This is a genomic window from Bacillus sp. GbtcB10 (assembly GCF_019091365.1).
Classification (GTDB): domain Bacteria; phylum Bacillota; class Bacilli; order Bacillales; family Bacillaceae; genus Bacillus; species Bacillus altitudinis.
Window position 1 is genome coordinate 141,254 of sequence record NZ_JAGXJP010000003.1, and the last position, 23,280, is coordinate 164,533.

Annotated in this window: 25 protein-coding genes and 1 other RNA gene; 5 read left to right on the top strand and 21 right to left on the bottom strand. The window is 40.6% G+C overall.

What is annotated here, in order from left to right; genetic code table 11:
- Positions 1 to 54: 54 nt before the first annotated feature.
- The 10 genes from KVT11_RS10775 to KVT11_RS10820 all read right to left on the bottom strand — a co-directional run bounded on the left by KVT11_RS10775 (position 55) and on the right by KVT11_RS10820 (position 10,750).
- Positions 55 to 1,560, bottom strand: coding sequence for a carboxypeptidase M32 (locus KVT11_RS10775; protein WP_116307043.1), 1,506 nt, complete (start codon positions 1,558 to 1,560; stop codon positions 55 to 57).
- Between the two features lie 127 nt (positions 1,561 to 1,687).
- Positions 1,688 to 3,625: an ATP-dependent DNA helicase gene (locus KVT11_RS10780; protein WP_116307045.1), complete on the bottom strand. Its 1,938-nt coding sequence runs from the start codon at positions 3,623 to 3,625 to the stop codon at positions 1,688 to 1,690.
- 75 nt (positions 3,626 to 3,700) lie between these two features.
- Entirely contained in the window at positions 3,701 to 3,898 is a 198-nt protein-coding gene (locus tag KVT11_RS10785; protein ID WP_116307047.1) for a hypothetical protein, read from the bottom strand.
- Between the two features lie 105 nt (positions 3,899 to 4,003).
- Positions 4,004 to 5,158: a THUMP domain-containing class I SAM-dependent RNA methyltransferase gene (locus tag KVT11_RS10790; RefSeq protein ID WP_017359722.1), complete on the bottom strand. Its 1,155-nt coding sequence runs from the start codon at positions 5,156 to 5,158 to the stop codon at positions 4,004 to 4,006.
- A 108-nt stretch (positions 5,159 to 5,266) separates the two neighbouring features.
- An RNA gene (rnpB, locus tag KVT11_RS10795) (RNase P RNA component class B) lies at positions 5,267 to 5,648 on the bottom strand.
- 60 nt (positions 5,649 to 5,708) lie between these two features.
- Positions 5,709 to 6,014 carry a cell division regulator GpsB gene (gpsB, locus tag KVT11_RS10800; RefSeq protein WP_008344631.1) on the bottom strand — a complete coding sequence of 102 codons (306 nt, stop codon included), beginning with the start codon at positions 6,012 to 6,014 and terminating at the stop codon, positions 5,709 to 5,711.
- Positions 6,015 to 6,089: 75 nt separating this feature from the next.
- Positions 6,090 to 6,632 carry an SLOG family protein gene (locus KVT11_RS10805; RefSeq protein WP_202394241.1) on the bottom strand — a complete coding sequence of 181 codons (543 nt, stop codon included), beginning with the start codon at positions 6,630 to 6,632 and terminating at the stop codon, positions 6,090 to 6,092.
- Between the two features lie 49 nt (positions 6,633 to 6,681).
- Positions 6,682 to 6,918 carry a spore coat protein CotD gene (cotD, locus tag KVT11_RS10810; protein ID WP_072368252.1) on the bottom strand — a complete coding sequence of 79 codons (237 nt, stop codon included), beginning with the start codon at positions 6,916 to 6,918 and terminating at the stop codon, positions 6,682 to 6,684.
- Positions 6,919 to 7,232: 314 nt separating this feature from the next.
- Positions 7,233 to 8,480 carry a ribonuclease H-like domain-containing protein gene (locus tag KVT11_RS10815; RefSeq protein ID WP_116307049.1) on the bottom strand — a complete coding sequence of 416 codons (1,248 nt, stop codon included), beginning with the start codon at positions 8,478 to 8,480 and terminating at the stop codon, positions 7,233 to 7,235.
- Between the two features lie 23 nt (positions 8,481 to 8,503).
- Positions 8,504 to 10,750 (bottom strand): DEAD/DEAH box helicase, encoded by a 2,247-nt coding sequence (locus KVT11_RS10820; protein ID WP_116307051.1) that lies wholly within the window; start codon positions 10,748 to 10,750, stop codon positions 8,504 to 8,506.
- Between the two features lie 160 nt (positions 10,751 to 10,910).
- Here KVT11_RS10820 and KVT11_RS10825 point away from each other — a divergent pair, with 160 nt between their 5' ends.
- Entirely contained in the window at positions 10,911 to 12,029 is a 1,119-nt protein-coding gene (locus KVT11_RS10825) for an NADH-dependent flavin oxidoreductase (RefSeq protein ID WP_024718533.1), read from the top strand.
- Positions 12,030 to 12,077: 48 nt separating this feature from the next.
- Here KVT11_RS10825 and KVT11_RS10830 read toward each other — a convergent pair whose 3' ends face one another.
- Positions 12,078 to 12,584, bottom strand: coding sequence for a PTS sugar transporter subunit IIA (locus tag KVT11_RS10830; RefSeq protein WP_008344623.1), 507 nt, complete (start codon positions 12,582 to 12,584; stop codon positions 12,078 to 12,080).
- 168 nt (positions 12,585 to 12,752) lie between these two features.
- Between KVT11_RS10830 and KVT11_RS10835 the strand changes: the two genes are divergently transcribed.
- Complete coding sequence (locus KVT11_RS10835; RefSeq protein ID WP_116307053.1) at positions 12,753 to 13,172, top strand: Hsp20/alpha crystallin family protein; 420 nt, start codon at positions 12,753 to 12,755, stop codon at positions 13,170 to 13,172.
- Between the two features lie 21 nt (positions 13,173 to 13,193).
- Here the strand turns inward: KVT11_RS10835 and KVT11_RS10840 are convergent, their stop codons facing one another.
- The 3 genes from KVT11_RS10840 to KVT11_RS10850 form a co-directional block, all read right to left on the bottom strand.
- Positions 13,194 to 13,646, bottom strand: coding sequence for a YppG family protein (locus KVT11_RS10840; protein WP_017359729.1), 453 nt, complete (start codon positions 13,644 to 13,646; stop codon positions 13,194 to 13,196).
- A gap of 108 nt (positions 13,647 to 13,754) precedes the next feature.
- Positions 13,755 to 14,135 (bottom strand): YppE family protein, encoded by a 381-nt coding sequence (locus tag KVT11_RS10845; protein ID WP_225310452.1) that lies wholly within the window; start codon positions 14,133 to 14,135, stop codon positions 13,755 to 13,757.
- 49 nt (positions 14,136 to 14,184) lie between these two features.
- Entirely contained in the window at positions 14,185 to 14,418 is a 234-nt protein-coding gene (locus KVT11_RS10850; protein WP_223255637.1) for a DUF5446 family protein, read from the bottom strand.
- A 197-nt stretch (positions 14,419 to 14,615) separates the two neighbouring features.
- Between KVT11_RS10850 and sspM the strand changes: the two genes are divergently transcribed.
- Positions 14,616 to 14,720, top strand: coding sequence for an acid-soluble spore protein SspM (gene sspM, locus KVT11_RS10855; RefSeq protein WP_012010346.1), 105 nt, complete (start codon positions 14,616 to 14,618; stop codon positions 14,718 to 14,720).
- A gap of 23 nt (positions 14,721 to 14,743) precedes the next feature.
- Here sspM and KVT11_RS10860 read toward each other — a convergent pair whose 3' ends face one another.
- A complete protein-coding gene (locus tag KVT11_RS10860; protein WP_210552089.1) occupies positions 14,744 to 15,700 on the bottom strand; it encodes a DUF2515 domain-containing protein in 957 nt (318 codons plus the stop codon).
- Positions 15,701 to 15,746: 46 nt separating this feature from the next.
- Here KVT11_RS10860 and recU point away from each other — a divergent pair, with 46 nt between their 5' ends.
- Both recU and KVT11_RS10870 read left to right on the top strand, forming a co-directional pair.
- A complete protein-coding gene (recU, locus tag KVT11_RS10865) occupies positions 15,747 to 16,382 on the top strand; it encodes a Holliday junction resolvase RecU (protein ID WP_017359733.1) in 636 nt (211 codons plus the stop codon).
- 19 nt (positions 16,383 to 16,401) lie between these two features.
- The gene (locus KVT11_RS10870) at positions 16,402 to 19,089 is read left to right on the top strand and encodes a PBP1A family penicillin-binding protein (RefSeq protein ID WP_025207532.1); all 2,688 of its coding nucleotides are present in this window, start codon (positions 16,402 to 16,404) and stop codon (positions 19,087 to 19,089) included.
- Between the two features lie 35 nt (positions 19,090 to 19,124).
- Here KVT11_RS10870 and KVT11_RS10875 read toward each other — a convergent pair whose 3' ends face one another.
- From KVT11_RS10875 to KVT11_RS10900, 6 genes are all read right to left on the bottom strand, one after another.
- On the bottom strand, positions 19,125 to 19,634 hold the full coding sequence (locus KVT11_RS10875) for a YpoC family protein (RefSeq protein ID WP_116307057.1): 510 nt from the start codon (positions 19,632 to 19,634) through the stop codon (positions 19,125 to 19,127).
- Positions 19,631 to 20,293, bottom strand: coding sequence for an endonuclease III (nth, locus tag KVT11_RS10880; protein ID WP_008344602.1), 663 nt, complete (start codon positions 20,291 to 20,293; stop codon positions 19,631 to 19,633). The genes KVT11_RS10875 and nth overlap by 4 nt, the downstream gene beginning before the upstream one ends.
- Positions 20,294 to 20,310: 17 nt before the next feature.
- Complete coding sequence (locus KVT11_RS10885; protein ID WP_007500879.1) at positions 20,311 to 21,015, bottom strand: DnaD domain-containing protein; 705 nt, start codon at positions 21,013 to 21,015, stop codon at positions 20,311 to 20,313.
- A 97-nt stretch (positions 21,016 to 21,112) separates the two neighbouring features.
- Positions 21,113 to 22,405: an asparagine--tRNA ligase gene (gene asnS / locus KVT11_RS10890; protein WP_217609008.1), complete on the bottom strand. Its 1,293-nt coding sequence runs from the start codon at positions 22,403 to 22,405 to the stop codon at positions 21,113 to 21,115.
- Between the two features lie 116 nt (positions 22,406 to 22,521).
- Complete coding sequence (gene tseB / locus KVT11_RS10895) at positions 22,522 to 23,007, bottom strand: cell wall elongation/penicillin-binding protein regulator TseB (protein WP_007500889.1); 486 nt, start codon at positions 23,005 to 23,007, stop codon at positions 22,522 to 22,524.
- A gap of 12 nt (positions 23,008 to 23,019) precedes the next feature.
- The gene (locus KVT11_RS10900; protein ID WP_008344594.1) at positions 23,020 to 23,190 is read right to left on the bottom strand and encodes a YpmA family protein; all 171 of its coding nucleotides are present in this window, start codon (positions 23,188 to 23,190) and stop codon (positions 23,020 to 23,022) included.
- Between the last annotated feature and the right edge of the window lie 90 nt (positions 23,191 to 23,280).

The following is a 23,280-nucleotide window of genomic DNA, read 5'->3' on the forward strand; positions in this document are numbered from 1 at the left end:
GCGAGGGTTTGTCTACACGCTGAAGCACCCTTCTGATCAAAGGGTGCCTTTCATTTATGATAAATATAGTTTCGTGTACTTATCTGTTAAATAATCAATTAAGTATTGAACATTTAATTCTTCACCAGTTGCGTCTTGAATGATTTCAGATGGCTTTTTCCGTTTTCCATGCTGATGGACATGTTCAGTTAGCCATTCTTTTATCGGTGCAAAAGACCCGTTTTGAATCAGTTCATCAAAATTCGGTAAATCTTTGAACATTTGCTGCTTTAATTGCGCCGCATACATATAACCAAGTGCATATGAAGGGAAATAACCAAAACTACCATCTGACCAGTGAACATCCTGCAAAATACCAAGCGCATCGTTAGGCGGCGTAATGCCAAGATATGCTTTATATTTTTCATTCCATAACGCTGGCAGATCTTCAACGGCTACATCTTCATTGAAAATGGCTTTTTCAATCTCATAGCGAATAATAATGTGAAGCGGATACGTGAGTTCATCTGCTTCAATTCGAATGTAAGTCGGCTTCGATTCATTCACCGCATGCACAAATTCTTCTAAAGTGACATCTTTAAATTGTTCAGGAGATGCCTCTTGCAGCTTTTGATAATACGTTTTCCAGAAATCTTCATGTCTGCCGATAAAGTTCTCAAAGAAAAGAGACTGTGATTCATGAATACCCATTGATGTGCCGTCACATAAGAGCGTTCCGCTCAGTGCCTCATCAATATTTTGTTCATAAATGGCATGGCCGCATTCGTGAATGGTACCAAAGATCGCCATGCGAAAATCGTGCTCATCATAACGCGTCGTCACACGTACATCCCCTCTGCTTAATGTCACAGCAAATGGATGAACCGTTGTATCAAGCCGTCCTGCGTCAAAGTCATACCCTAACTCTTTTAAGAAAAAGAGACTCAGCTCTTTTTGTTTGTCGATCGGGAAGCTTTTCGATAAAAACGAAGTATCCGGTTTATTTGGCGAAGCTTCAATTTTTTTCACGAGAGGAACGATGGCGTCTCGAAGTGCACCGAATTTTTGATCGAGTTGTTCAACCGTCATATCCGGCTCATAATTATTGAGCAGCACATCATATGGTGTTTTTTTCACGCCCCAGTATTGAATGAAACGCTTGTTAAAATCAATCAGCTGTTTTAAATAGGGTGCAAAGAGTGAAAAATCTGATTTCTCCCTTGCTTCTACCCAAACATGTTCTGCTTTTGATTGTAGAATGGAGTATTCTTTAAATTCTTCTTTTGGAATTTTGCTGTTTTCAACATATTCTTTTTGCGATAATTCGAGTGCCTTCTGCGTGTCTTTTGAAAGCTTTTCTTTCTCTTTATTTAATGCATCAAGAAGATCTCTCATTTCATCAGAAGTCTTCATATTAAAGATATCGCTGGATAATTGACCGATGGTTTCTGCTCTGAAATCAGCGCTTTTTTTAGGCGCTTGTGTTCGAGAGTCCCAATAAAGTAAATGAAGCGCCTCTGTATAATGGGCGATTTTTCCTAGTAATTGATAAAACGCTTTCTCTTTTGATTCAAGACTCATGCGTTCGTTCCCCCAATCAATAAAATATGTATGTACGTTTCAAGGCTACTTCAATAAATGTTCTTTTGTCAATGAAAAAGGAGGATACGCTGATCGTATCCTCCTCTTATTGAATGGTTTTCTATCATTAAGAGATCACTGGCTTTACTGGAAGAACGGATTCAATTTTACTTTGTAGCTCAATATCTTTCTGACTGCCAAAGTAAATATGAATGTTGCCAGCATCTTGGCTTGTCCGAATCAGTCTCCCAATGCCCTGCCTTAGACGAAGCAGCATGTACGGAAGGTCCACTTCAGTAAATGCATCTTTCGCTTCATTCCGTTTTGCTTCAAATACTGGGTCATGCGGTGGATATGGAAGTCCCCAAATGACCACATTTGTTAGAGAATGTCCTGGAATATCCAGCCCTTCCCACAGGTGAACGGAACATAACACAGATGTTTCATCTGCTTGGAACTTTTGAACAATGGTACTGATCTCCTCGTCTCCTTCAAAATACACATGGAAAGGCAGTGGTTCATTTGATGCATCGAGCTGCTTTCTAAATACATGCAGTTCATCAAATGAAGGGAATAAAATAAGAGATCGACCGCCATTTTCTTTTACCTGAGATAGCACGTGCTGACCTTTTACATCTGACTCTGTCATTGGCTGCTGAATTCCGTGGAAATACATTTGCATTTGCTCCTCATAATCATACGGCGAAGCCACACTCATGGATAAATAATCTTTGATCCCAAGGCTTTCAGCTAAATAATCAAATGATTGATTTTCAGACAACGTAGCAGATGAGAAAATATAAGGGATTTTTTGCGAAAATACCTTTTCACCGAGAACTTCTGCTACCGTTTTTGGCATGACGACAAATGTAGTATCTAATTCCTGTTTCTCCAGCCAGCTAATGGCATTTTTCTGATAAAGCGACAGAGAATACGCCATCTGCTCAATATACTCTTCCACAACAGACAATTCGTATTGATCAATTGTGTACATCTCTGATTCAAATACGAGCGCTTCTCCAATCTTCTCAAGCAAATCACATAATTCACTTGCTGAACGCTTTACCTCATCTACACGACCAATTTCAAGGCGGTGTGATCCTTTGATTTCTTTGGCATTCGTTTTTAAGAGGTAAAAGAATTGATCGTTTGTTGCAAGTGCATCTTCAACAAGTTCTGCAAACTCTTCACGAATATCATTTTGCAAAAGACGCTCTAAAAACGTCTCTAGTGTTGATTGCTTCACTCGGTATGTTAGCGCTTTTTGTGCTGCAAATTCAAGAAGGTGTCCTTCATCAAATACAACAGAGCTATGCTCAGGAAGGAGCGGCAGCTGTCCTTCACGTTTACGTGACTCCTTTGTCCATACATGCTCCATGTAAAAGTCATGAGAACAAATGATGAGGTCTGTGGCTTTTCGGTAATGGTCTCTTGATAAATTCAAGCCACAGCGGTGCCGCATGTCGCACGTTAAGCAGTCCTGAAAAGAGTCATAACCAATTCTTGACCACTCATCATTTGTTAATTCTGGATACTCTTTTCGATCACCATACGGATAAAATGTCTGCATCCCATGAGATTCATGAACAAATGAAGGAAGCGATTCATAAATGTCGAGCCACTTCTCATCATCTTCACGTTGCATCGTTTTCTCTAGTTTCTTTAAGCACAAATATTGATCATGCGATTTACTTAATCTCGCATCTATTTGAATATCAAGGTGATTGGCAATTTTATAGATATCACCTTCTTGTTTGACCAGCTGTTCAATTAACGTTTCGTCTGCACATGCAATGATCGCAGGTTTCCCTGTATATCTTGCATATGTGACCGCAAATAAAAGGTAAACGATTGTTTTGCCTGTGCCTACCCCAGCTTCGGCAAACATCACACTTTTTTCTTTAAAGGCTCTTTCTAACTGAAAAGCCATGAATATTTGTTCATCTCGAAGATCAAAGCCCTTTTCTGGCAAGATGTCATAAAACACATCACCAATCCAGTTGCCCAGTTCTTCGTAAAAATTATGTTCTTTTGTTAATGAAAAAGGCAAACGAGATGCTGTCACCTGCTCCAACCCCCAACTTTTGAATCATTCAGACATTCAATAGTAACATTTATGCTGGGGTATGACAATCTTTTTTTAAGTGCGCAGGCGATGCTGGTAGCTTTCCTTCATTAAAAATGCGTGCTCTGAATGGTCTATGTAGTTTTGAGCCATTGCTAAGTTCTCGATGGCTGCCGTAAGTTTAGCAGATTGTCCTGTTTCAATCCCTTCTATTTCTCGGGCTGTTGAAGCGAGTGCTTTTTGAATTAACTGAAATTGATCATAATGAATCATGAAGACACCTCTTTTTTTAAAATCAAGTTCAGTTTATTCCGTCCCGAGAAGACTTATACCTTTTTAGCATAAAAAATCCACACCTTCTCGTGGTGTGGACATTTATTATGATTCAGTTGTTTCTCTTCTAGGTCGGCGTTTTCCCCAGTATTGATAATAATCTGTTTTAATAAATCCATTAAACAGTTTTCTCTTTTTCGTCGCTTTTCTTCCGAAACACTCTTCGAATTTTTCATGTGACGTTAAAATGTAAATGGACCACGTATCTAGGTTCTTCAATGCTTCGCCCATGCCTTGATACATTTTTTCCACAGCTGGCTTATCGCTGAGACGTTCACCGTAAGGCGGATTTCCGACAATTACACCATACTCTTCTTTTGTTTGGAAGTCTTTCACTTGCATTTGCTTAAATTGAATCAGTTCACTAAGTCCAGCTTCTTCTGCGTTCAGTTTCGCAATCTCTACCATACGATGATCAATATCGCTCGCGATAATGTGAAGCGGCTGATCATAATTCGCCTTTTCTTCTACTTCAAGGCGTGCTTTGTTCCAAACGTCCTCACCGATCCATTCCCATGATTCAGATGCGAACTCACGGTTAAATCCAGGGGCAATGTTTTGTCCAATCATCGCTGCTTCAATAGCAATTGTTCCTGATCCGCAAAAAGGATCGACAAACGGACGGTCAGGTGTCCAGTTCGTTAATAAGACAAGCGCCGCTGCAAGGGTTTCTTTAATCGGCGCGCCTCCTTGATCTGCACGGTATCCACGTTTATGAAGACCCACACCAGACGTATCAAGCGTCAGCAATACTTTATCTTTTAAAAGCGCTACCTCAATTTTGTATTCAGGGCCCGTCTCTTCTAGCCATTCAGACTGTATGTTGTAAGATGATCTAAGTTTTTGCGCGATAGCCTTTTTGACGATGCGCTGACAATCCGGCACACTGGCAAGCTGAGATTTAACAGATTTACCAATAACGGGAAATGTGCTATTTTTCGGTAAAAACGCGGCCCAGTCAATGGCTTTAGTCTGCTCAAAAAGCTCATCAAATGTTCTAGCCGAAAATTCAGCAACTTGGACCTTGATTCGGTCTGCTGTACGCAGCCATAGATTCGCACGGCAGATGGCAAGCGCATCTCCTTGAAAAATAACTTTTCCGTTATCTACGGTGCACTCATACCCGAGGTCTCTTACTTCTTTTGCAACAATCGCTTCAATTCCCATTGGCGCTGTTGCGATGAGTGTATAGGTTTTCATTTGTTTATCACCTGTTTTCTCGTTCTTTTCTTAATCAAGATAAAAGCTCTCCATATGTAGAAATAGGAGAGCTTTGATTTCATCATGTTTATGATAACGGATATAACGTTCTGTAAGCCATGTTTTGTTCCATCGTACTGCAAACGGCAAAAGCCTCGTACTCAGGTGGTAATCATCTATCTACAGAATTCTCTGTCCTTCTCTCCGTTTGGTTCCTTTGAGAAAGTTCCCCTACCAAGTTTGGGTTTCTCGCTCGAGGGGTTTACCGCGTTCCACTCTCACCATTTCTAGTGAGACTTCGTCACTGTGGCACTTTCAAGGATACTTTGCCATATCCTAAAAGGACGTAGGCATTTTTCCTGCCGTCAGCCTTTCCCAGGCTGCCCTGGCTTATTTTTTCGCCAGGCACGAACACTACGGGCATCTCAGCACCGTGCGAGCATGGACTTTCCTCTGCAATGTCAAAGCATTACAGCGATTACCCGAACGTTAATCAACATGCGTTATTATAAACGACAATGTCATCTGACACAAGCTTTTTTGGTATTACTCAATCATAAAGTTTGCTGCCGAAAACGTGTTTCTCAAGATTAGATAGTCTTTTTAAAATATCAAAGTTTGTTGTATTGGACTGTGCAGGCTGTCTTTTCCCTTGCTCAACCGCTTCTTCAAGCTGTTTTGACAAGTGAAGGTTTTCTTGTTGGAGTTTTTCAATTTCTTGATGGAATGTCTCATAGTCTTTAATGACCATATCTAGAAATTTATCGACTTCTTCTTGTTTATACCCTCGGACACCTGTTTTAAATTCTTTTTCTAAAATTTCTTTCGCAGAAAGCTTTACTTTATCAGCAAGCATCTTTTTCACCTCATATCGTGAATTCATAGTATATTTTTTCAGAAATACGTGACGTTGTCAAATTTTCTCTTGCTTTTAGTCAAAAAACGGATCTTCCGCCTCAACCTGTGCTCTTAAATCATCCATTGTGATATACATTATTGGGTAGTCGGTATAGGTTTCAGCTTCTTTGATCATATATTTTGGCGAGCCTTCGTGCTCGGGATCATATAAGACGAGAAGGCCGTCCGTTTTTTCAATAAAAAAGCGGTTCTTTTGTTTAAATTGTGCCGGACTTTCATACGGTCTATGCGTGACACTTTCTACAAAATCAGCTTGTGCAAGAACGCCTTCATACAGCTCTTTATTTTGTTCATTCCAGCGCTCTTCCTGTTCATAAAATGGTGTAATGACAGCAAGTTTTAAATCTGGAAACTCCTCTTGAAGCTCAAAGACCACTTCAGCTGTCCATATTTCTGCACCTAACTGACCTGAAATGAGCACCCATTCCAGCCCGTCTTCAATGAGTGCCGTCAGCCTTTTCCGAAGTTCCGCTTTTATGTATTGAAGTGCAGGCTCGTCTTGTTTGAAGATCCCAAGCTCAAATGGCTTGTACCCTGTGACAGCAATAATTTTCATTTTTTCACCTGCTTTTAAAAAAAGGGACTTATAAAAGTCCCATTTCACTTTATCTGTTACAGCAAGGTCCACCGCAGTTAAAGTGTTGATGTGTTGCCGGGTCCACCTGAGAAAACGTATGCGGGAAGTAGTGAACATGTTGGAAATTTTGGTGATGAACATTTGTTACATGCTGCGGGTGGATGTGCGGCACAATTGTAGTTGACTCACTATGCGTACAGCAGTGATTCGTTGGATGTACAATTGGCTGTGTAACATTTGGATTGCAATGATGATGATGGTACATGTAGCATTCCCCTCTCCTTGATTTTCTTACATTAACAATGTATGAATCAAGAGGTGTACATGTACTAATGCATTAACCTATTTTAAAAGTTTGCAAGAAAAACATCTTTATAGTTTGAAAACACAAACGCGACCAATATGACAACAAGAAAAAACAAGTAGAAAAGACCCTTATACATGCTCTACGCTCCTCATTCAATATCTAACGTTATTTTACAGGATTCGTGACTTTTCTACAATAAAAGTGCTAAACAATTTTTATTTTCGGCCGAGAGCCGAACGTTGTCATTTTTTGCGCTTTCCCAGGCAATAATTTCATCTCCCAGCTTTTCTTAAGAGCCGGTTTTCTCGCTTGTCAAGTTCCACAATGTCTCGTTCACTTAAAGACGATTGTGATAACAATGTTTGGGTAATGGAAAGGGCTGCTTTTGGATCTTTTTGACGGTGTTCTTCATACTTTGCTAGCTCTACACCCGCTTTTAATCTTAAATGAACATCACTTGATTCAAATAGACGCCTCCATATACATGCCGCTTCATCCCATTGTTTTAATCGCTTGTACTGTAATGATAGATCATAAGCTGCTTGATCCGCATGCTCAAACGCTGCTCCCGTTAATTCTTGCAGGTGCTTTGTTGCTTCCTGCACATCACGGTGAGCAAGATGCCACTTAGCTAATGCATATTTCTCATCGTCTTCCTTCACCGCATCTTTGGATAAGATTTTTTTAGACAAATGAATGTAGAGACTGATTAACGATAAGACATCAAGTTCATTGTGAGTCAAAATTCCTTCAATCAGTTTCGGGTTTTGTTCCTTTAAAAAGTGAAAATAGATCATTGGTGCGAGGAACCCCGGTGTATCTCCCTCTCGATTGACGTGCAGTTCCTCTTTTTCTACAACCGAAAGAGCCATACGCTCATATTTATGTTTCCACAATCTCCTTGACCCATGCAGAAGGTCAAAATGACCAAATTCAGGTAGAGCAGGTATTTGATCGCGTAATAATGTATGCCTCGTTTTGACTTGAGGCCAGTCAAATGATTTTCCATTATATGTCACAAGTGATTCAACATCCACCTCACTAAGAAAGCTATTGTAAAGTGCCGCTTCATTTCCTGGATTCGTGAGCAGATGTTGTTTTACCACTACTTTATCTGAATAAACTCTCGCATGCCCAAGCAGAAAAATCATATTTCCCGTTCCGCCAGACAGTCCTGTTGTTTCTGTATCGAAGAAAAATAGCTCGTGAGGCTTGTAGCCTTTTGCAGAAAGAGAATGCTGAATCTCACTTTTGTTCCATGCACTCACCATCTCCGGCAGTTCTGCAAATGAATATCGACCATGCTGATGGTCAAGTGGATAGGTCACTTCCCGAATGAGGCAGAAAGAGTCTTCAAAGTAGTAAGGAGCTGCACTTAATTCCCCCCACTCTTTTAGAAATGGAATGGTTTCAGCCGTCACAGTGTGCATTTGTTCCTCTTTTACTGCCACACGCTTTTCATCTGACTGATTGTGTGACAGGTGTTTTTTCATTCTGTTTAATTTTCCTTTTAATGACATGAGTACGTCTATTCCCCCTTCCCTTAAAATCCTGCCATCAATTGAATGATCCTGCTTTTTCCATCGATCTCTTTCATTTCCATGCCAATACAAGATGGACAGCCGTTCTCGCAGCTGCATCGCTCAATCAGCTGAGTGGCTGCACGGGCAATTTCATCAAAGCGAGCCTGCACCTCTTTACTTAAACCGATTCCACCTGGGTAATGATCATATAAAAATACGGTCGGTTTCCCGGTATGGGCTGCCTTTATTTGAGAAATGACATGAATGTCTGAACGGTCACACATGACAAACGCCGGAACAATATGCTGAAGAACATTGGCAATACCGAGCAAGAGCTGTTCAAGTGTTTTTTCTTCAAATGTCCGCTCTGCTTCATGTAATTCAAACCAAGCAGCACTCGTATGAATCTCTTCTTCAGGTAAGTGAATCGGGCCGGAACCAATATTTTCACCGGTTGATAATCGAATTTTTTTGAAAATGGTCGGCATTGCATTGACGGTCACATCACCGTAGTGAACAGATACCGCTTCCTTCTCTGTTGTCTGATCAATTTCAAGCACCTTGAGCTGAACCGCTAAATTCGCATCTGTATAATATTCTACATCGACTTGTTTCACATAAGCCTTAAGATGCTCATAATCTAGCTTTTCCACTTGATACTGAACCCCTTCATGTAAATAAATCGCTTCATCATGAAGTAAGGTCATCGCACTGAATCGATCCATCTCCCCAATAATTCGAACGTTCGCTACATCGGATTGATCGACAATGACGACATTTTCCTGACTTGCAGATCTCAGACTGATGCCATGAGCCGGGAACGATTGATCTGACCAATAATAACGGTTCCCGCTGAAATGAAGAACCCCTTCTTCATGTAAGTATTGCAAAATTTCTTCTACTTCCATACCGCCAAACTGTTCATCTTCTCGAAACGGTAGCTCGTAGGACGCACATTTTAGATGATCGACTAGGATGATAAGGTTCTCGGGATTGATTCTTGCCGATTCAGGTGGTCTGTTAAAGAAGTATTCAGGGTGTCTGACAATATATTGGTCAAGTGGCGATGAGCTTGCGACCATGATAATGAGTGCTTCCTCATGACGCCTTCCAGCTCGTCCAGCCTGCTGCCACGTACTCGCTACACTGCCAGGATATCCGGTCATGATACAGACTTTTAGCTGTCCAATATCTACTCCTAATTCTAGTGCGTTTGTGCTGACTACACCGAGAATGTCTCCTTCCCTTAAGCCTTTTTCAATCATGCGCCGCTCTTTCGGCAAATAGCCCCCGCGGTAACCACGGATCGATTTAGGACCAATTTCTTTTTTCACTAGTTCTTGAATATGACTTAGGATAACTTCAACTCTTACCCTACTTCTAGCAAAAACAATCGTTTGAATTTTTTCTTTTAAAAATGTTTTAGCGAGCTGATTCACAACACTGGCCGCACTTTGTCTAATATTTAATGGCTTATTGACGACTGGCGGGTTGTAAAAGACAAAATTCTTTTTACCGCTAGGTGCTCCGTTTCGTTCAATTAGATGCACCTTGCTTCCGGTCAGCTGCTCTGCAAGCTCTTTCGGATTCGCTATGGTCGCTGAAGTACAAATAAAGGTCGGGTCACTTCCATAAAATGCACAAATTCGCTTTAGTCTGCGAATGACATTGGCGACATGACTGCCAAACACGCCTCGATATGTATGAAGCTCATCAATGACAATATACTTTAAGTTCTCAAATAAACTGACCCATTTCGTATGGTGAGGCAAAATCGCTGAATGCAGCATATCTGGATTTGTGATGACAATATGTCCTGCCTGTCTGACGCGCTGGCGAATCGCTGGGGAGGTGTCCCCGTCATAGGTTTCACTGTGAATTGGAACATCCATCTCATGAATGATTTCGTTTAATTCACTTTTTTGATCTTGCGCAAGTGCTTTTGTTGGAAATAAATAGAGGGAGCGGCTTGTCTGATCTTCTGCGATCGACTGAAGAACTGGCAGATTGTAGCAAAGCGTTTTACCTGAAGCTGTAGGTGTCACAGTCACCACATTCTCACCATCCATCACACGTTCAAAGGCTTCCTTTTGATGAATGTACAGTTCGCTCACACCTCTTTTTTCAAGCGCCACTTTGAGCCTGTCATTTACTCTTTCAGGAATTGGAGAAGTCAGTGCAGGCTTCGCTTCAATTTCATGCCAATGCTCGACCTGTTCGTCTTTTTTTAAATCTTCTATGAGTTCGTTCATTGTTTTCTTCTTCATCTGGTATCCACCTCTCATTCTAGTGTACCGAATATTTGTTTGCATGACTAGGCGGCAATTTTTTGATGCACCGCTTGTGAGCAAATATTTTGATGTGTTGTAACAATATCTATTACACTTCTATAGTGAAATGATTTTATCAAGGAAGAAGATGATCAGATTGAAAAACGAATTTAAGCCTTTATTTGAACCTTTTACATTCCCAGGGGGTGCCTCTATTGATGGCCGTTTAGTCGTTGCACCAATGACACACTTCGGTTCTCATGAGGATGGCACGATCTCAAAGGAAGAAATTGATTTTATTACCGCTAGATCAAGCGAAATGGGCATGGTCATCACCGCATGTGCAAACGTAACGCCAGATGGTAAGGCGTTTGAAGGACAGCCTTCTATTGCAAGAGATGAAGATATACCTGGCCTTCAAAAGCTTGCTTCTGCGATTCAAGCGAAAGGAACAAAAGCCATTATGCAAATTCATCATGGCGGCTCTCAGGCTCTCCCTCATTTAGTCCCAAACGGTGATGTCGTTGCGCCAAGTGATGTATTTAAAGATGGAAAACAAATTGCGAGAGCTTTGACAGAAGAAGAAATTCCTCACATCATCGACTCATTTAAAGAAGCAGCAAGGCGCGCAATCCAAGCGGGATTTGATGGGATCGAAATCCATGGAGCGAACGGATATTTATTACAGCAATTCTACTCCCCGCATAGTAATCAGCGTACAGATCAATGGGGCGGAAGCGAAGAAAAGCGTCTCGCATTTCCAATTGCAGTAGTAGATGCAGTGAAAGAAGCAATCAAAGAGCATGTAACAAAACCATTTATCTTTGGGTATCGATTATCACCTGAAGAACCAGAAACACCTGGTTTAACCATGACAGAAACATTTACTTTAGTGGACGTACTTAAGACAAAAAACCTTGATTACTTGCATATTTCTTTAATGGAGATTGACGCTAAAGCAAGACGTGGTGCTGATACAAGTAAGACGCGGATGGAATTATTAAAAGAGCGCTGTGGTGACACGCTTCCACTCATCGGCGTCGGCAGCGTCATTACAGCTGAGGATGCACTGAATGCATACAATCAAGGGATTCCACTCATTGCTGTTGCAAGAGAAGTCATTGTTGATCCCGATTGGGCAGTAAAGATTAAAGAAGGCAGAGAAAACGAGATTGAAACCGTCATTAAACGCAGTCAAAAAGACAAGTACATGATTCCAGAGGGTTTATGGACTGTCATGGAAGCAAGTAAAGGCTGGGTTCCAATGGAGGATTAATGTCCTCAATCAAAAAACTACCCTATCAACTCAGGGTAGTTTTTTGGATTATTTCATTTTCACTGTAAAAAGCTTGGACGTCTGCTTTTCTACAGAGCCCTTAGGTTCTTTGTCAAGATGTTCTACTAAATCACCATTCATGATGACAATTGGTGTCACTGTGCTTGCCGCTTTTTCTTCAATCAGCGCTAAATCACACGTAATGAGAGGATCACCTGCTTTCACTTTATCCCCTTCTTTTATGTGTGCTTCAAAGCCTTCACCATTTAATCCAACCGTTTCAAGTCCGATATGAATCAGAAGCTCAAGCCCCGAGAGTGTTCGAATCCCAATTGCATGTTTTGTATGGAAGAGTTGAATAATTTCACCATCTACTGGCGACACAATGGTTCCGTTTTTTGGTTTTACAGCTACGCCGTCTCCCATCATCTTTTGAGAAAAAACGGGATCTGGTACATCGGTCATATCCATTAACTCTCCATCAACTGGAGAATAAATGACTTCTTCCTTTACATCATCTTGGTTTTTTCCGAAACCGAATAATTTTTTCAGCAATGTTCATTTGCTCCCTTCAAGCTTTGCTTCTAGATCTATTCAGCGTATAAACCTTCACGCCCATACACCTTGCTTCATTCAACACTATTTAATCATAATTTTTTCCTCTCATCAATTGATAACCGCCTGAGCCCCTTTTGCATAGGCTGTAGATGAGAGGTGATTCAAATGAAACATGAAAGTGAAAAGAAACACGAGTTGTTAACAAATGAAGACATTCTATATGAAGCGATTGAACAATTTTTTGCATCATCGCCGTTTCACGACATTTTAAATAGTGCAGAGGCGCTGATGACCACGAGCCATTCACTTGCATCCATTACAACCGATGTGACAGAAGATGATCAATATGTATATATTGAGATTCGATTTCCAGACCATTTTGTCGAAGGTGATATCGCACTAGAAGTGAAAGCGCAATATTTACACTTATCGGTACAGGAAAAAATCAAAACAGACACGACTTCCTCCTATTCGAGCTTTACCAAAACCATTTTAATGCCTGCAAAAATAGATGAAACCAATATGAAGAGCGTTTGGAAAGATCAATCTCTTCGTGTGACTGCGCCAAAACAAACAACCCAATAGATGTATATCTATTGGGTTTTGCTATGCTTTAAAAATGCTTGTAAATCCTTTCGCCAATGAGCCCACTTGATTCATTGTACTCATCATTTGTCCAGCAGTATCAAACATTTTATTAAAATCGTATTGCCCATTCGTTTTTTTAAATTGTGACAGCACACTTTTAAATTGAGATGATTGCTGTTTTTGTGGCCTTGGCAAAGGATAAGGATTCATAGGTTGCTGCATAGGCATCATGCCCGGCGGCTGCATTTGCGGCTGATTCATTGCTTCAGGCTGCGGCTGATAAGGCTGGAAGTTTTCCTGATATCCAAAAGGCGGCTGATAGCCTGCAGACGGCGGCTGGTTCATTTCACCTTGATATGGGGGCATGAAATATTCTGGAGGCTGCGGAGGCTGCTGCATATCTGGATACGGAAAAGGCCGTTGCTGAAATTGATTCATTTCATAAGATGGCTGGTTTGAATAAGGGAACATGTATCTCGCTCCTCTCGCTCTGAAAACATATTGAAGTCAATGATATATTATGTTCAGGAAGCAGAAGATGTGCCTACAGCAGCCATAAGAAAAACGCAGACTGTTTCATCAGCTGCGTTTGTTGATTTCTTCTATTAAAAGGTTCAGTGTATAAATCACTGACTCAACTAAATTTTTCACACGAGGTGCATGCTGTTTGCCAAAATAAGATTGCAGCACAACCTCTTTTCCATTTTCTTGGACGGCTTCAAGCTGTTCTTGATGTAAGTATCTAGGTTTGGCCTGATGAATAAATGAGGTAGCAGCAGTAAGCCACTCTTCCATTTGCTGATCAAATTTGACAACGGCCGGTTGAATATCGTTGTAAAAATCATAAACTGGGTATTCCTCTTCTGCCTTTCCCTTTAGGTACTGCTCGTATGCTTCTTCGATCCACGTGATCAACTCTTGTGTATGTTTAAGTAATGTTTGATTATCCAAAGTGTTCACCTCTATGAACCATCCTATCAAACGTTTACTTATTGCTCAAATAGAAAAGCTATCCGGCGTGATATGCGGGTATTGCCTGCAGCTTATACTCTGCTGCATGAATTTTCAATTCACATTCCTTCACTTCAGATTCAAGACGATCAATGATTTGTTCTTGCTCCTCTACGGCAGCGTTTTTTGTTTTTTTGACAGCTAAAGACAGTTCTTCTTCCACCGCATCAATCTTTCGCTCAATTTCCTCTAACAACTGCATAATGGATTCTTTTGATACAAATTCGCTCATCATCAGATTCCTCCTTTATTGTCTCTCGTTACATTCTCTTTTCTTTCTCCCCCTCCTTCACACATGACAAAACTAGAAGCAAATCGCCAATCTAAGTGTAGATGAGCGCTATTTCTTCCTTTTCGACAGATGCTTGTCCTTCTTTGTATGATTGCGTCCGATTGTGTAAATTCTAAGGACAAAAGGAGGTAGATTTCATGAAAAAGCAGCCAGCACCAAAAGAGCAAAAGCCAAAAGGGAAAGAAAATAGTACAGATCAGCTTGATAAAAAGCTTGGCGGCCCTAACCGTCCATCCACGTAAAAAAAGCAGGTACCCCCTGCTTTTTATTTATGCAAAAAATAGTGTTCTAATGAGAAAAGAAAACGAAGCTGCCTTTTTTTATGAAAATACCAGTCGGTCAGCTCAATTTGTTTTGGTAAACGCTCTGCTTCAAACAAGGCTGGACTCAATTTCTTTTGAAACCAATCTTCCCTTTGATCGTCTAATGAATGTGTCATGACTGGATACACCGTTCTGAGGAAAGGGCTTGACCTTCGCGCAATCCCTAAAAACGATTCAAAATCAAATCGAGATCCCGTATGCGGCACGGTATGCAAAAAGTGATAAAAATCCGAAAACAAATCGGCTCGAAACAATAGTTTTGCTAGTTTTTTCCCTAACGTAATTCGCTCTTTTACTTGGGAAAACTTTCGTATGGTTAAGCCGTACAAATGCCCGTCTACTGTCGGAAAAACGACGGTTTGAAAATGTGCCCACTCGCTGAAAAGATATTGAATCGAGTGAAAAACATTCTTTTTCAGGAGAGGATTTTGTATAATAGGAGATTGTATAGTATATTGTTCATTTATGATGAGTGCATGCAGCAATCGCTCTGTGTCACGCTTTTGCCAAAATCGTTCCCATTCAGCGCTCATAAAACGAGACACACCGAAATGAGGGAGCAGATGAAATAAAGGTTTGCGGCACCTTTTTGACCATTCATACAAGAGAAGCTGCGGGTAAGCATCTGAAAAGATCAGCCAATTCGCTCTTTCATACGCTGTAAAGAACAGATGCCCTTGCTGATCCGTTAAACCCGGATGGAAGAGCTCGCCTTTTAAATCTGTCATCGACCATCCAGCATTTCTCGAGACAAAAGAAGCAAGCAGAGACCATTTCATCTCTGGATGGCGGTCATAAAAGCGCTTGTACGCATTTGTCCTTGTCAGGTTGTCCTTATTTTTCGCTTTCGTTTCATGTAAAATATGCTGGGTAATCATGTGCTCTTGTTGTGACAACATGGTGATCTCTCCAATACAAAATGCATTAAAAGGAGGCTGAAACTTGATGATTCGGTATCCTAACGGAAAATCGTATCAGCCCATTCAACAAATTGGGACAAAAAAAAGAATCAGCGGCGAATCATCTTATAGTAACCGCGGGATGACGCTTGAAGCTGACTTAAATGAAACGAACCAGTACTATTTGGTCAACGGGATCGCAGTCATTCATAAAAAGCCTACCCCTGTTCAAATTGTCAATGTGGATTATCCAAAAAGAAGCGCTGCTGTCATTAAAGAAGCCTATTTTAAACAATCCTCCACAACAGACTACAACGGGGTATACAAAGGGCGTTATATCGATTTTGAAGCAAAGGAAACCAAAAGCACCACCTCGTTTCCACTCAAAAATTTCCACGACCATCAAATTGAGCATATGAAACAGGTTGAAAAGCAAGGCGGTATTTGTTTTGTTATTATATCCGCATTTGGTTCCGTTTATTATTTGTCCGCTACTGACCTCTTCTTCTTTTGGGAGCGGCAGCAGCAAAACGGCCGTAAATCCATTAGCAAAGATGAATTAATGGAAGCAGGTCACCTCATGACACTTGGATATTCGCCAAGAATTGATTATATTAAAGTAGTGGAGACACTTCATTTTTCGGATGACAGCAAGCAACATTTACGTTCGAAAAAGGTTTAACACGAAAGGTTGAGATGTGATGTCTGATCAATTTACAAGTCGTGAACAGCGACGTAAAGCAAGTCAAGAAAACAATAAGAAGCAAAAGAACAAAAAAGGCAAAAAGAAAGCAGGTCTATTTAAAAAAATATTTTTATCTTTACTCGTGATCGGTCTTCTTTGTTTAGTAGCCGGAATCACAACTTTTGCCGTTTTTGCATCAAGCGCTCCTTCTATTGATGATAGCAAGCTAAAAACGCCGTATTCTTCAAAACTTTACGATAAAGACAAAAAAGTCTTTGCAGAAGTCGGGGCGGAAAAAAGAACGTATGTCTCAATTAAAGATATACCCGACGTGGTAAAAGACGCGTTTATTGCCACTGAAGATGCACGTTTTTATAAACACCACGGGATTGATCCTATCCGTATTGGCGGTGCTCTTGTCGCAAACGTCGAGGACGGTTTTGGCGCAGAAGGTGGAAGTACGATTACACAGCAGGTTGTGAAGAACTCCCTGCTTAACAATCAAAAGACGTTAAAACGTAAAGTACAGGAAGTATGGCTCTCGATTCAGCTCGAGCAAAAATACTCTAAAGATGAAATTTTAGAAATGTATTTAAACCGTATTTTCTTCTCTCCTTATGCTTATGGTGTTGGGAAAGCGGCTGAACAATTTTTCGGAGTAACAGATTTAAATAAACTAACTGTAGCACAGGCTGCTACACTTGCGGGTATGCCGCAAAGTCCTTCTGCCTATAACCCTGTGAAACATCCAGAGGCAGCGGAAAAACGCCGTAATATCGTTTTAGGCCTAATGAAAAAACAAGGCTATATTTCAGAAAAAGAGTATGAGGAAGCAAAAGCAACACCTGTCAGCAAAACGGTTGTTTCAGCTGATAAATATAAGAGTCAAAACTCAAGTAAGTACTCTGCTTATATTGAAGAAGTCATGGAAGAAGTACAGAAAAAAGCCAAAGTAGATGTATCAACAGATGGATTAAAAATCTATACTTCTCTTGATCGAAAAGCACAGGATCATCTGGATGACATCATCAATGGGGATTCAGCCGGATTTACGAAAGGTATGCAAGCTGGAGTCACCCTGCTGGATACAAAAAATGGTGAAATTCGTGCCATTGGTGGTGGTCGTGATGTGCCAGCCGGCGGCTTTAACTATGCCACTGATGCAAAACGCCAGCCGGGATCTACAATCAAACCAATTTTAGATTACGGCCCTGTAATTGAAAACAAAAAATGGTCAACATATCAGCAAATTGATGATGCGCCTTATACGTACTCTAACGGTACACCAATTAACAACTTTGACAGAAGACACTTAGGAAAAATGTCGATGAGAAGTGCTTTGGCACAATCACGAAACATCCCTGCTTTAAAAGCTTTCCAAGAAGCTGGTACAGATAATGCTGTTCAATTCGCCAATAACTTAGGTTTGGACTTACCTTCTGACATTCCTGAGTCTTACTCAATCGGCGGATTTGACGAAGGTGTCTCTTCTCTTAAAATGGCTGGTGCATTTAGTGCATTCGGTAACAACGGATACTATAATGAACCGCATGCCGTAACGTCTGTTGAATTTAATGACGGGACGAAGCTTGACTTAACGCCAGATTCTAAAGCAGCTATGAGTGATTACACTGCATTTATGATCACAGATATGCTGAAAACTGCTGTACAATCTGGAACAGGTACACTCGCACAAGTACCGAATGTTCAAGTAGCTGGTAAAACAGGTACAACCAACTTTACACAAGATGATATTAATAAATACAACATCCCTTCTGGCGGTGCGAAAGATTCATGGTTTGTCGGTTACACGCCGCAATACACAGCAGCTGTGTGGACTGGAATCGGCAATTCAAAAGATGCGGACGGCAAAATGTGGCTTACGGATTATGAACAACGTGTTGCCAAAGTTGTCTTCCAGAAATTAATTTCTCAAATTGATGATGGAAGCGGCTCATTTGAAAAACCAGATAGTGTCGTTGAAGCAACGGTTGAAAAAGGATCAGATCCAGCGAAGTTAGCTGGACCAAACACACCAAGTGATAAGAAGACAACGGAATACTTCGTCAAAGGAACTGTCCCAACAAAAGTTTCTGACACATATGAAAAGAAAGAAGCTGACAAACCATCTGACTTAAAAGCGGTGTATGATGAAGAGAAAAAATCGATTACACTCACTTGGGGTTATGATGACGATGCAGATGCAACATTTAATGTGAAGCAAGCGGTCGATGATGGCGGCTATAAAGATATTCAAAACAGCTCTTCTAAAGAAGCCGTCATCTCTGATGTGAAGCCAGGTTCCACCTATAAATTCCAAGTGACAGCGACTGTAGACGATGTCACAAGTAAAGCTGCTTCTACCTTCCTCACCATTAAAGATGACGAAGAAGAGGAAGAAAAAGCAGATGATGAGAACAAAGAAGAAGAAGAGCCACAGCAACCTGATGATGAACAGACAGATCAAACAGATGATAATCAAAACCAAGGTGGCACTGATGAGCAGAAGCCTGATGATAAAAAAGATCAAGGCGGAAATACAGAAAACGGCAATGGTGGTTCAAGTGATGGCTCAGACAGTACAAATGGAAACAGCAACTCACAGAGCGATGCCAATAAAGATAAAAAGAAAGACGACGAGAAAGCCAATTCTCAAAGCTCAAATACTCAGTCAAATTCTACTTCTCGCAAAGAAGACGAATAACAAAAAAGCACTTGCCCTATGTGGCAAGTGCTTTTTTAACGATTTTGTTTAAGCTTTCTGAGTGCTTCGTATTTTCCATACTGCTTTTTGAGCTCTGTGTATAACTCGTCCAATTGAATAAAGCAATGATATTGAGTAGGTTTAAGCAAAATAAACTCTAATCGTTCTGTCCAGTTAATAGGGGCTACTGGAAACGTCTGTTGTTTAATTTCCTCCCAATCAAAGGTTTGAAGCTTCTCTCCTTTGATCCAGTAAAACATTGCAATCATACTGACAATGCCTTGCAGCATATCATCCTCTTCACACCGAGATTTTCTCGTTTGAAAGCGAGGAAGCATGTTGTCTTTTAATTCATTCCACAGTTCAAACATCAAAGGAACAAATTCTTCCGTTTTCTGCCACGGTTGCTCATCTAGTAAAGGTTCTGAAGATAGATCAAATGCGAGTGGATTGTTTCTTAATATATCTTTTTTTTCGCCGCTTATCTCTACCTTTTTCTCTTTTAGATTTTCGACATATGAGGTGAAAACAGCTGCTCCGCTCATGCCAGCTTCACCAGCCCTTTTTTCAGCCTCTTCTGCCCTTCTCTGCACATATCAAGAAGTGGACAAGATTCACACTGTGGCCGCTGCGCCTTACAGTGATATCTGCCGAAAAAGATGAGACGATGATGGGTTACGGACCAATCCTCTTTTGGCACCTTCTTCATTAAGGTTTGCTCTACCTCAAGAACAGAATCCTTCCAGCGGCAAATCCCAAGTCGTTTGCTGACACGCTCGACATGTGTATCTACTGCAATGGCGGGAATTCCAAAAGCGACAGACACAACGACATTTGCTGTTTTCCGTCCAACCCCTGGGAGCTTGATTAGCTCATCTCGATCTCTTGGCACTTCACCGCCATAATCTTCAATCAGCATTTGGCTTAATTTTTGAATGTTTTTTGCCTTATTACGATAAAGACCGATCGAACGAATATCCTGCTGCAACTCTTCAAGCGGCACACTTAAATAGTCTTCTGGTGTTTTATATTTTTGAAATAGATGTTTGGTCACTTTGTTCACTAAAACATCTGTACATTGCGCTGAAAGTGCGACAGCAATCACTAGTTCAAATGGATTGGAATGAACGAGCTCACACTCAGCCTCTGGAAACATATCTCCTATTATATCTAAACATTCATTGATTTGTTTTTTTGATAACATGCCTTCTCCTTTATTGGTTATTGTTCCAGCCAATTATAAAAAGGAACTTGTCGTTTATATGAAGATGTTTCTTCTTTTGAAGGTGGGGCTTTTTGCTGCGAACGGAAATGCTGGCTATGCTCTTTGGCTTCTTCCGCTGTTTTCAGCCCTTTCTTTTTCCACTCAAATAAAATTCGATCGATATAGCGGAAATTTAATTTTCCTGATAAAACGGCTTCTCTTAGAGCAAGACGAATCATCTCAGCATCATGATGGTCTTGGTCCATCCAGATCGAGAGTGTTTCCCCTTCAAGAGGAGAAAGTGGTCTGCCAAACTCATCTTCAAATAGCGCATATAAAGATTTTTCAGCCTGCACATGATTTTTTTGCAGGTCTTTCGCCTGTTTTGCTTCTAAAAAGTCATACAGCACACCCCATAAGGGCTCTACCGAGTACCGGTCATGCTGAATACCAGACCTGTCTTCAAACGGCTGGATCGAAATAAACCCTTTTTGAATCAAATACTGCACCATATAAGCACATTCTTCGGCCGAAATGGTCATACCATGTGAAAGCTCTTCAAATGTCTGAAAAAAGACGCCTTGTTCTTCATTCATTTTAATCTTTAACATGACCATCATTTGTGATTCATTCAGTCCTAATTGCTCATAATGAGCAATTAGCAAATTAGGCAAACTGGTCGAACCCATTTTCTGCATATCTATAAATTGCTGCCTTTTCATCGGATACACCTCTTCACTTTCAGTATATCACGTTTTCTCATACGTGCTGTCCTTAAGACGTTTGAAAAAGCCTCCATATATTGGAGGCTTTCACGTCTTAAGGATATAAACGGTTTAATAATCTTGGGAATGGAATTGTTTCACGCACATGCGGCGCTCCGCTAATCCAAGCAACTGTTCGTTCAAGTCCAAGACCAAAACCTGAATGTGGTACAGAACCATACTGTCTTAATTCTGTGTACCATTTGTACGTTTCTTGATCTAACCCATGTTCTTTTAGTCTTACTTCAAGCAGATCTAAATCATGAACACGTTCAGAACCGCCGATAATCTCTCCATAGCCTTCTGGTGCAATTAAATCTGCACAAAGGACGACATCATCACGGTCTGGTGCAGGTTGCATATAAAATGGTTTTAATGAGGTTGGGTAATGAGTGATAAAGACTGGTTTATCATAGCTTTCGGCGATCGCTGTTTCGTGCGGCGCACCGAAGTCATCTCCCCATTCAATGTCATCAAATCCTTTGTCCTGCAAGAATTTAATCGCTTCATCATATGTGATGCGCGGGAATGGTGCTTTGATGTTTTCTAATTTTGCTGTATCACGGCCAAGTGTGTGCAGTTCTACTTTACAGTTTTCAAGTACACTTTGAACAACGTGAGACACATAATTTTCTTGGTACTCAAGGTTCTCATTAAATTCAACAAATGCCATCTCAGGCTCGATCATCCAGAACTCGATTAGATGACGTTTTGTTTTCGATTTTTCTGCTCTAAATGTTGGACCAAATGAGAATACTTTTCCGAGTGCCATCGCAGCAGCTTCCATGTAAAGCTGTCCACTTTGAGAAAGGTATGCATCTTCATCAAAATATTTAGTAGCAAACAGCTCTGTTGTTCCTTCTGGAGCACTTCCTGTTAGAATTGGCGGATCCACTTTCACGAAACCTTCTTGATGGAAAAACTCATATGTAGCACGAATAATTTCATTACGGATTTTCATAATGGCATGCTGTTTTTTAGAACGCAGCCATAAATGACGGTGATCCATTAAAAATTCTGTTCCATGTTCTTTTGGTGTAATTGGGTAATCTGTTGCTTCGTGAATCACTTCAATGGATTTCACTTGTAATTCAAAACCAAGTGGTGAACGTTCGTCTTTTGTTACTTGTCCTGTGACATAGACCGAAGTCTCTTGTGTCACTGATTTCGCAAGCTTAAAGACTTCCTCTTCCACCTCTGCTTTTACAACGACTCCTTGAATAAAGCCTGTCCCGTCGCGAAGCTGCAAGAATGCAATTTTCCCGCTTGAACGTTTATTGGCAATCCATGCGCCTATTGTTACTTCTTCATCGACGTGTTTAAACACTTGATTAATAGTTTTTTTCAACATATTTCCCTCCAAAGCCAGAAAGAAACTCACCTTGTTAAATAGGTGTGATTCTTTTTTCATACATTTTATTATAACCGTTCTAAATCAGCATGGTCAACGCAAGACAGAAGAAACTACGGTGTTAAATTTTTTTCCACTCGTCCTGTCGTAAAATCAACATAGCTGAAACTATATTGGTTGTTCTCATTTAAGTACGTTACTTCCCAAAGGAGCACATCACCTTCTCGTGCTAATTGAACATTTTTTAGCTTAGAAATGGTGTTCTCCTTTTGAACGGCTTGTACTGCTTGGTTTGAAGTAATGCCTTCTTTTGCTTTTTTAGCAATGACTTTTTCTTTTTTGCTGGCAGGTACCCACACATAGATCGCTTCGTTTTGTTTGTTTTTACCTTCCACAATAAATTGCTTTTCTTTCCCAACAAAGGTATCCACTTGCTCTACTTGTGCTAATGATGCTTGCTTTTTTGCTCGTTCAATCGCTGCCTCATGACCTTCTTCTTTTTGACCCATGGCCATTTGATAAATCCACGAAAAGCTAATGATGCCAATGAGTAAAACGAGCGCAGCAACGGATGAAATAATCCAAACTATTTTTTTCATGTCAAGCTTCCCCTATGTGCGATATATTGTAAATATCGCTTGATTTTGATCTTCTTGATCTAATGCTAATCCAAACATAAGATCTTCCCTTTTAAGCGTTCTGTTCAGCAAATCGACGATTTTGTATAGGTCTTCTGAATGCTTAATTTGAACAGTTGAAAGTACCTCTATTTTACTTTCCACTTCTAATTCCTCCTCGGTACGTAAATATTGTTAGTCATACTTTTCAATGTGAGAACCGATACTATTTTTACAACGGAACATAAAAAGCCG

What these genes read in the sequence shown, in the direction of transcription:
- sspM (WP_012010346.1), top strand. Translation starts at nt 14,616, where the DNA reads ATGAAAAAGCAGCCAGCACCAAAAGAGCAAAAGCCAAAAGGGAAAGAA.
- KVT11_RS10775 (WP_116307043.1), bottom strand. Translation starts at nt 1,560, where the DNA reads ATGAGTCTTGAATCAAAAGAGAAAGCGTTTTATCAATTACTAGGAAAA.
- nth (WP_008344602.1), bottom strand. Translation starts at nt 20,293, where the DNA reads ATGTTATCAAAAAAACAAATCAATGAATGTTTAGATATAATAGGAGAT.
- KVT11_RS10820 (WP_116307051.1), bottom strand. Translation starts at nt 10,750, where the DNA reads ATGAAGAAGAAAACAATGAACGAACTCATAGAAGATTTAAAAAAAGAC.
- KVT11_RS10860 (WP_210552089.1), bottom strand. Translation starts at nt 15,700, where the DNA reads ATGTTGTCACAACAAGAGCACATGATTACCCAGCATATTTTACATGAA.
- gpsB (WP_008344631.1), bottom strand. Translation starts at nt 6,014, where the DNA reads ATGCTTGCTGATAAAGTAAAGCTTTCTGCGAAAGAAATTTTAGAAAAA.
- KVT11_RS10790 (WP_017359722.1), bottom strand. Translation starts at nt 5,158, where the DNA reads ATGAAAACCTATACACTCATCGCAACAGCGCCAATGGGAATTGAAGCG.
- cotD (WP_072368252.1), bottom strand. Translation starts at nt 6,918, where the DNA reads ATGTACCATCATCATCATTGCAATCCAAATGTTACACAGCCAATTGTA.
- KVT11_RS10785 (WP_116307047.1), bottom strand. Translation starts at nt 3,898, where the DNA reads ATGATTCATTATGATCAATTTCAGTTAATTCAAAAAGCACTCGCTTCA.
- KVT11_RS10805 (WP_202394241.1), bottom strand. Translation starts at nt 6,632, where the DNA reads ATGAAAATTATTGCTGTCACAGGGTACAAGCCATTTGAGCTTGGGATC.
- KVT11_RS10815 (WP_116307049.1), bottom strand. Translation starts at nt 8,480, where the DNA reads ATGTCATTAAAAGGAAAATTAAACAGAATGAAAAAACACCTGTCACAC.
- recU (WP_017359733.1), top strand. Translation starts at nt 15,747, where the DNA reads ATGATTCGGTATCCTAACGGAAAATCGTATCAGCCCATTCAACAAATT.
- KVT11_RS10885 (WP_007500879.1), bottom strand. Translation starts at nt 21,015, where the DNA reads ATGAAAAGGCAGCAATTTATAGATATGCAGAAAATGGGTTCGACCAGT.
- tseB (WP_007500889.1), bottom strand. Translation starts at nt 23,007, where the DNA reads ATGAAAAAAATAGTTTGGATTATTTCATCCGTTGCTGCGCTCGTTTTA.
- KVT11_RS10840 (WP_017359729.1), bottom strand. Translation starts at nt 13,646, where the DNA reads ATGTTCCCTTATTCAAACCAGCCATCTTATGAAATGAATCAATTTCAG.
- KVT11_RS10875 (WP_116307057.1), bottom strand. Translation starts at nt 19,634, where the DNA reads ATGAGCGGAGCAGCTGTTTTCACCTCATATGTCGAAAATCTAAAAGAG.
- KVT11_RS10850 (WP_223255637.1), bottom strand. Translation starts at nt 14,418, where the DNA reads ATGAGCGAATTTGTATCAAAAGAATCCATTATGCAGTTGTTAGAGGAA.
- KVT11_RS10835 (WP_116307053.1), top strand. Translation starts at nt 12,753, where the DNA reads ATGAAACATGAAAGTGAAAAGAAACACGAGTTGTTAACAAATGAAGAC.
- KVT11_RS10870 (WP_025207532.1), top strand. Translation starts at nt 16,402, where the DNA reads ATGTCTGATCAATTTACAAGTCGTGAACAGCGACGTAAAGCAAGTCAA.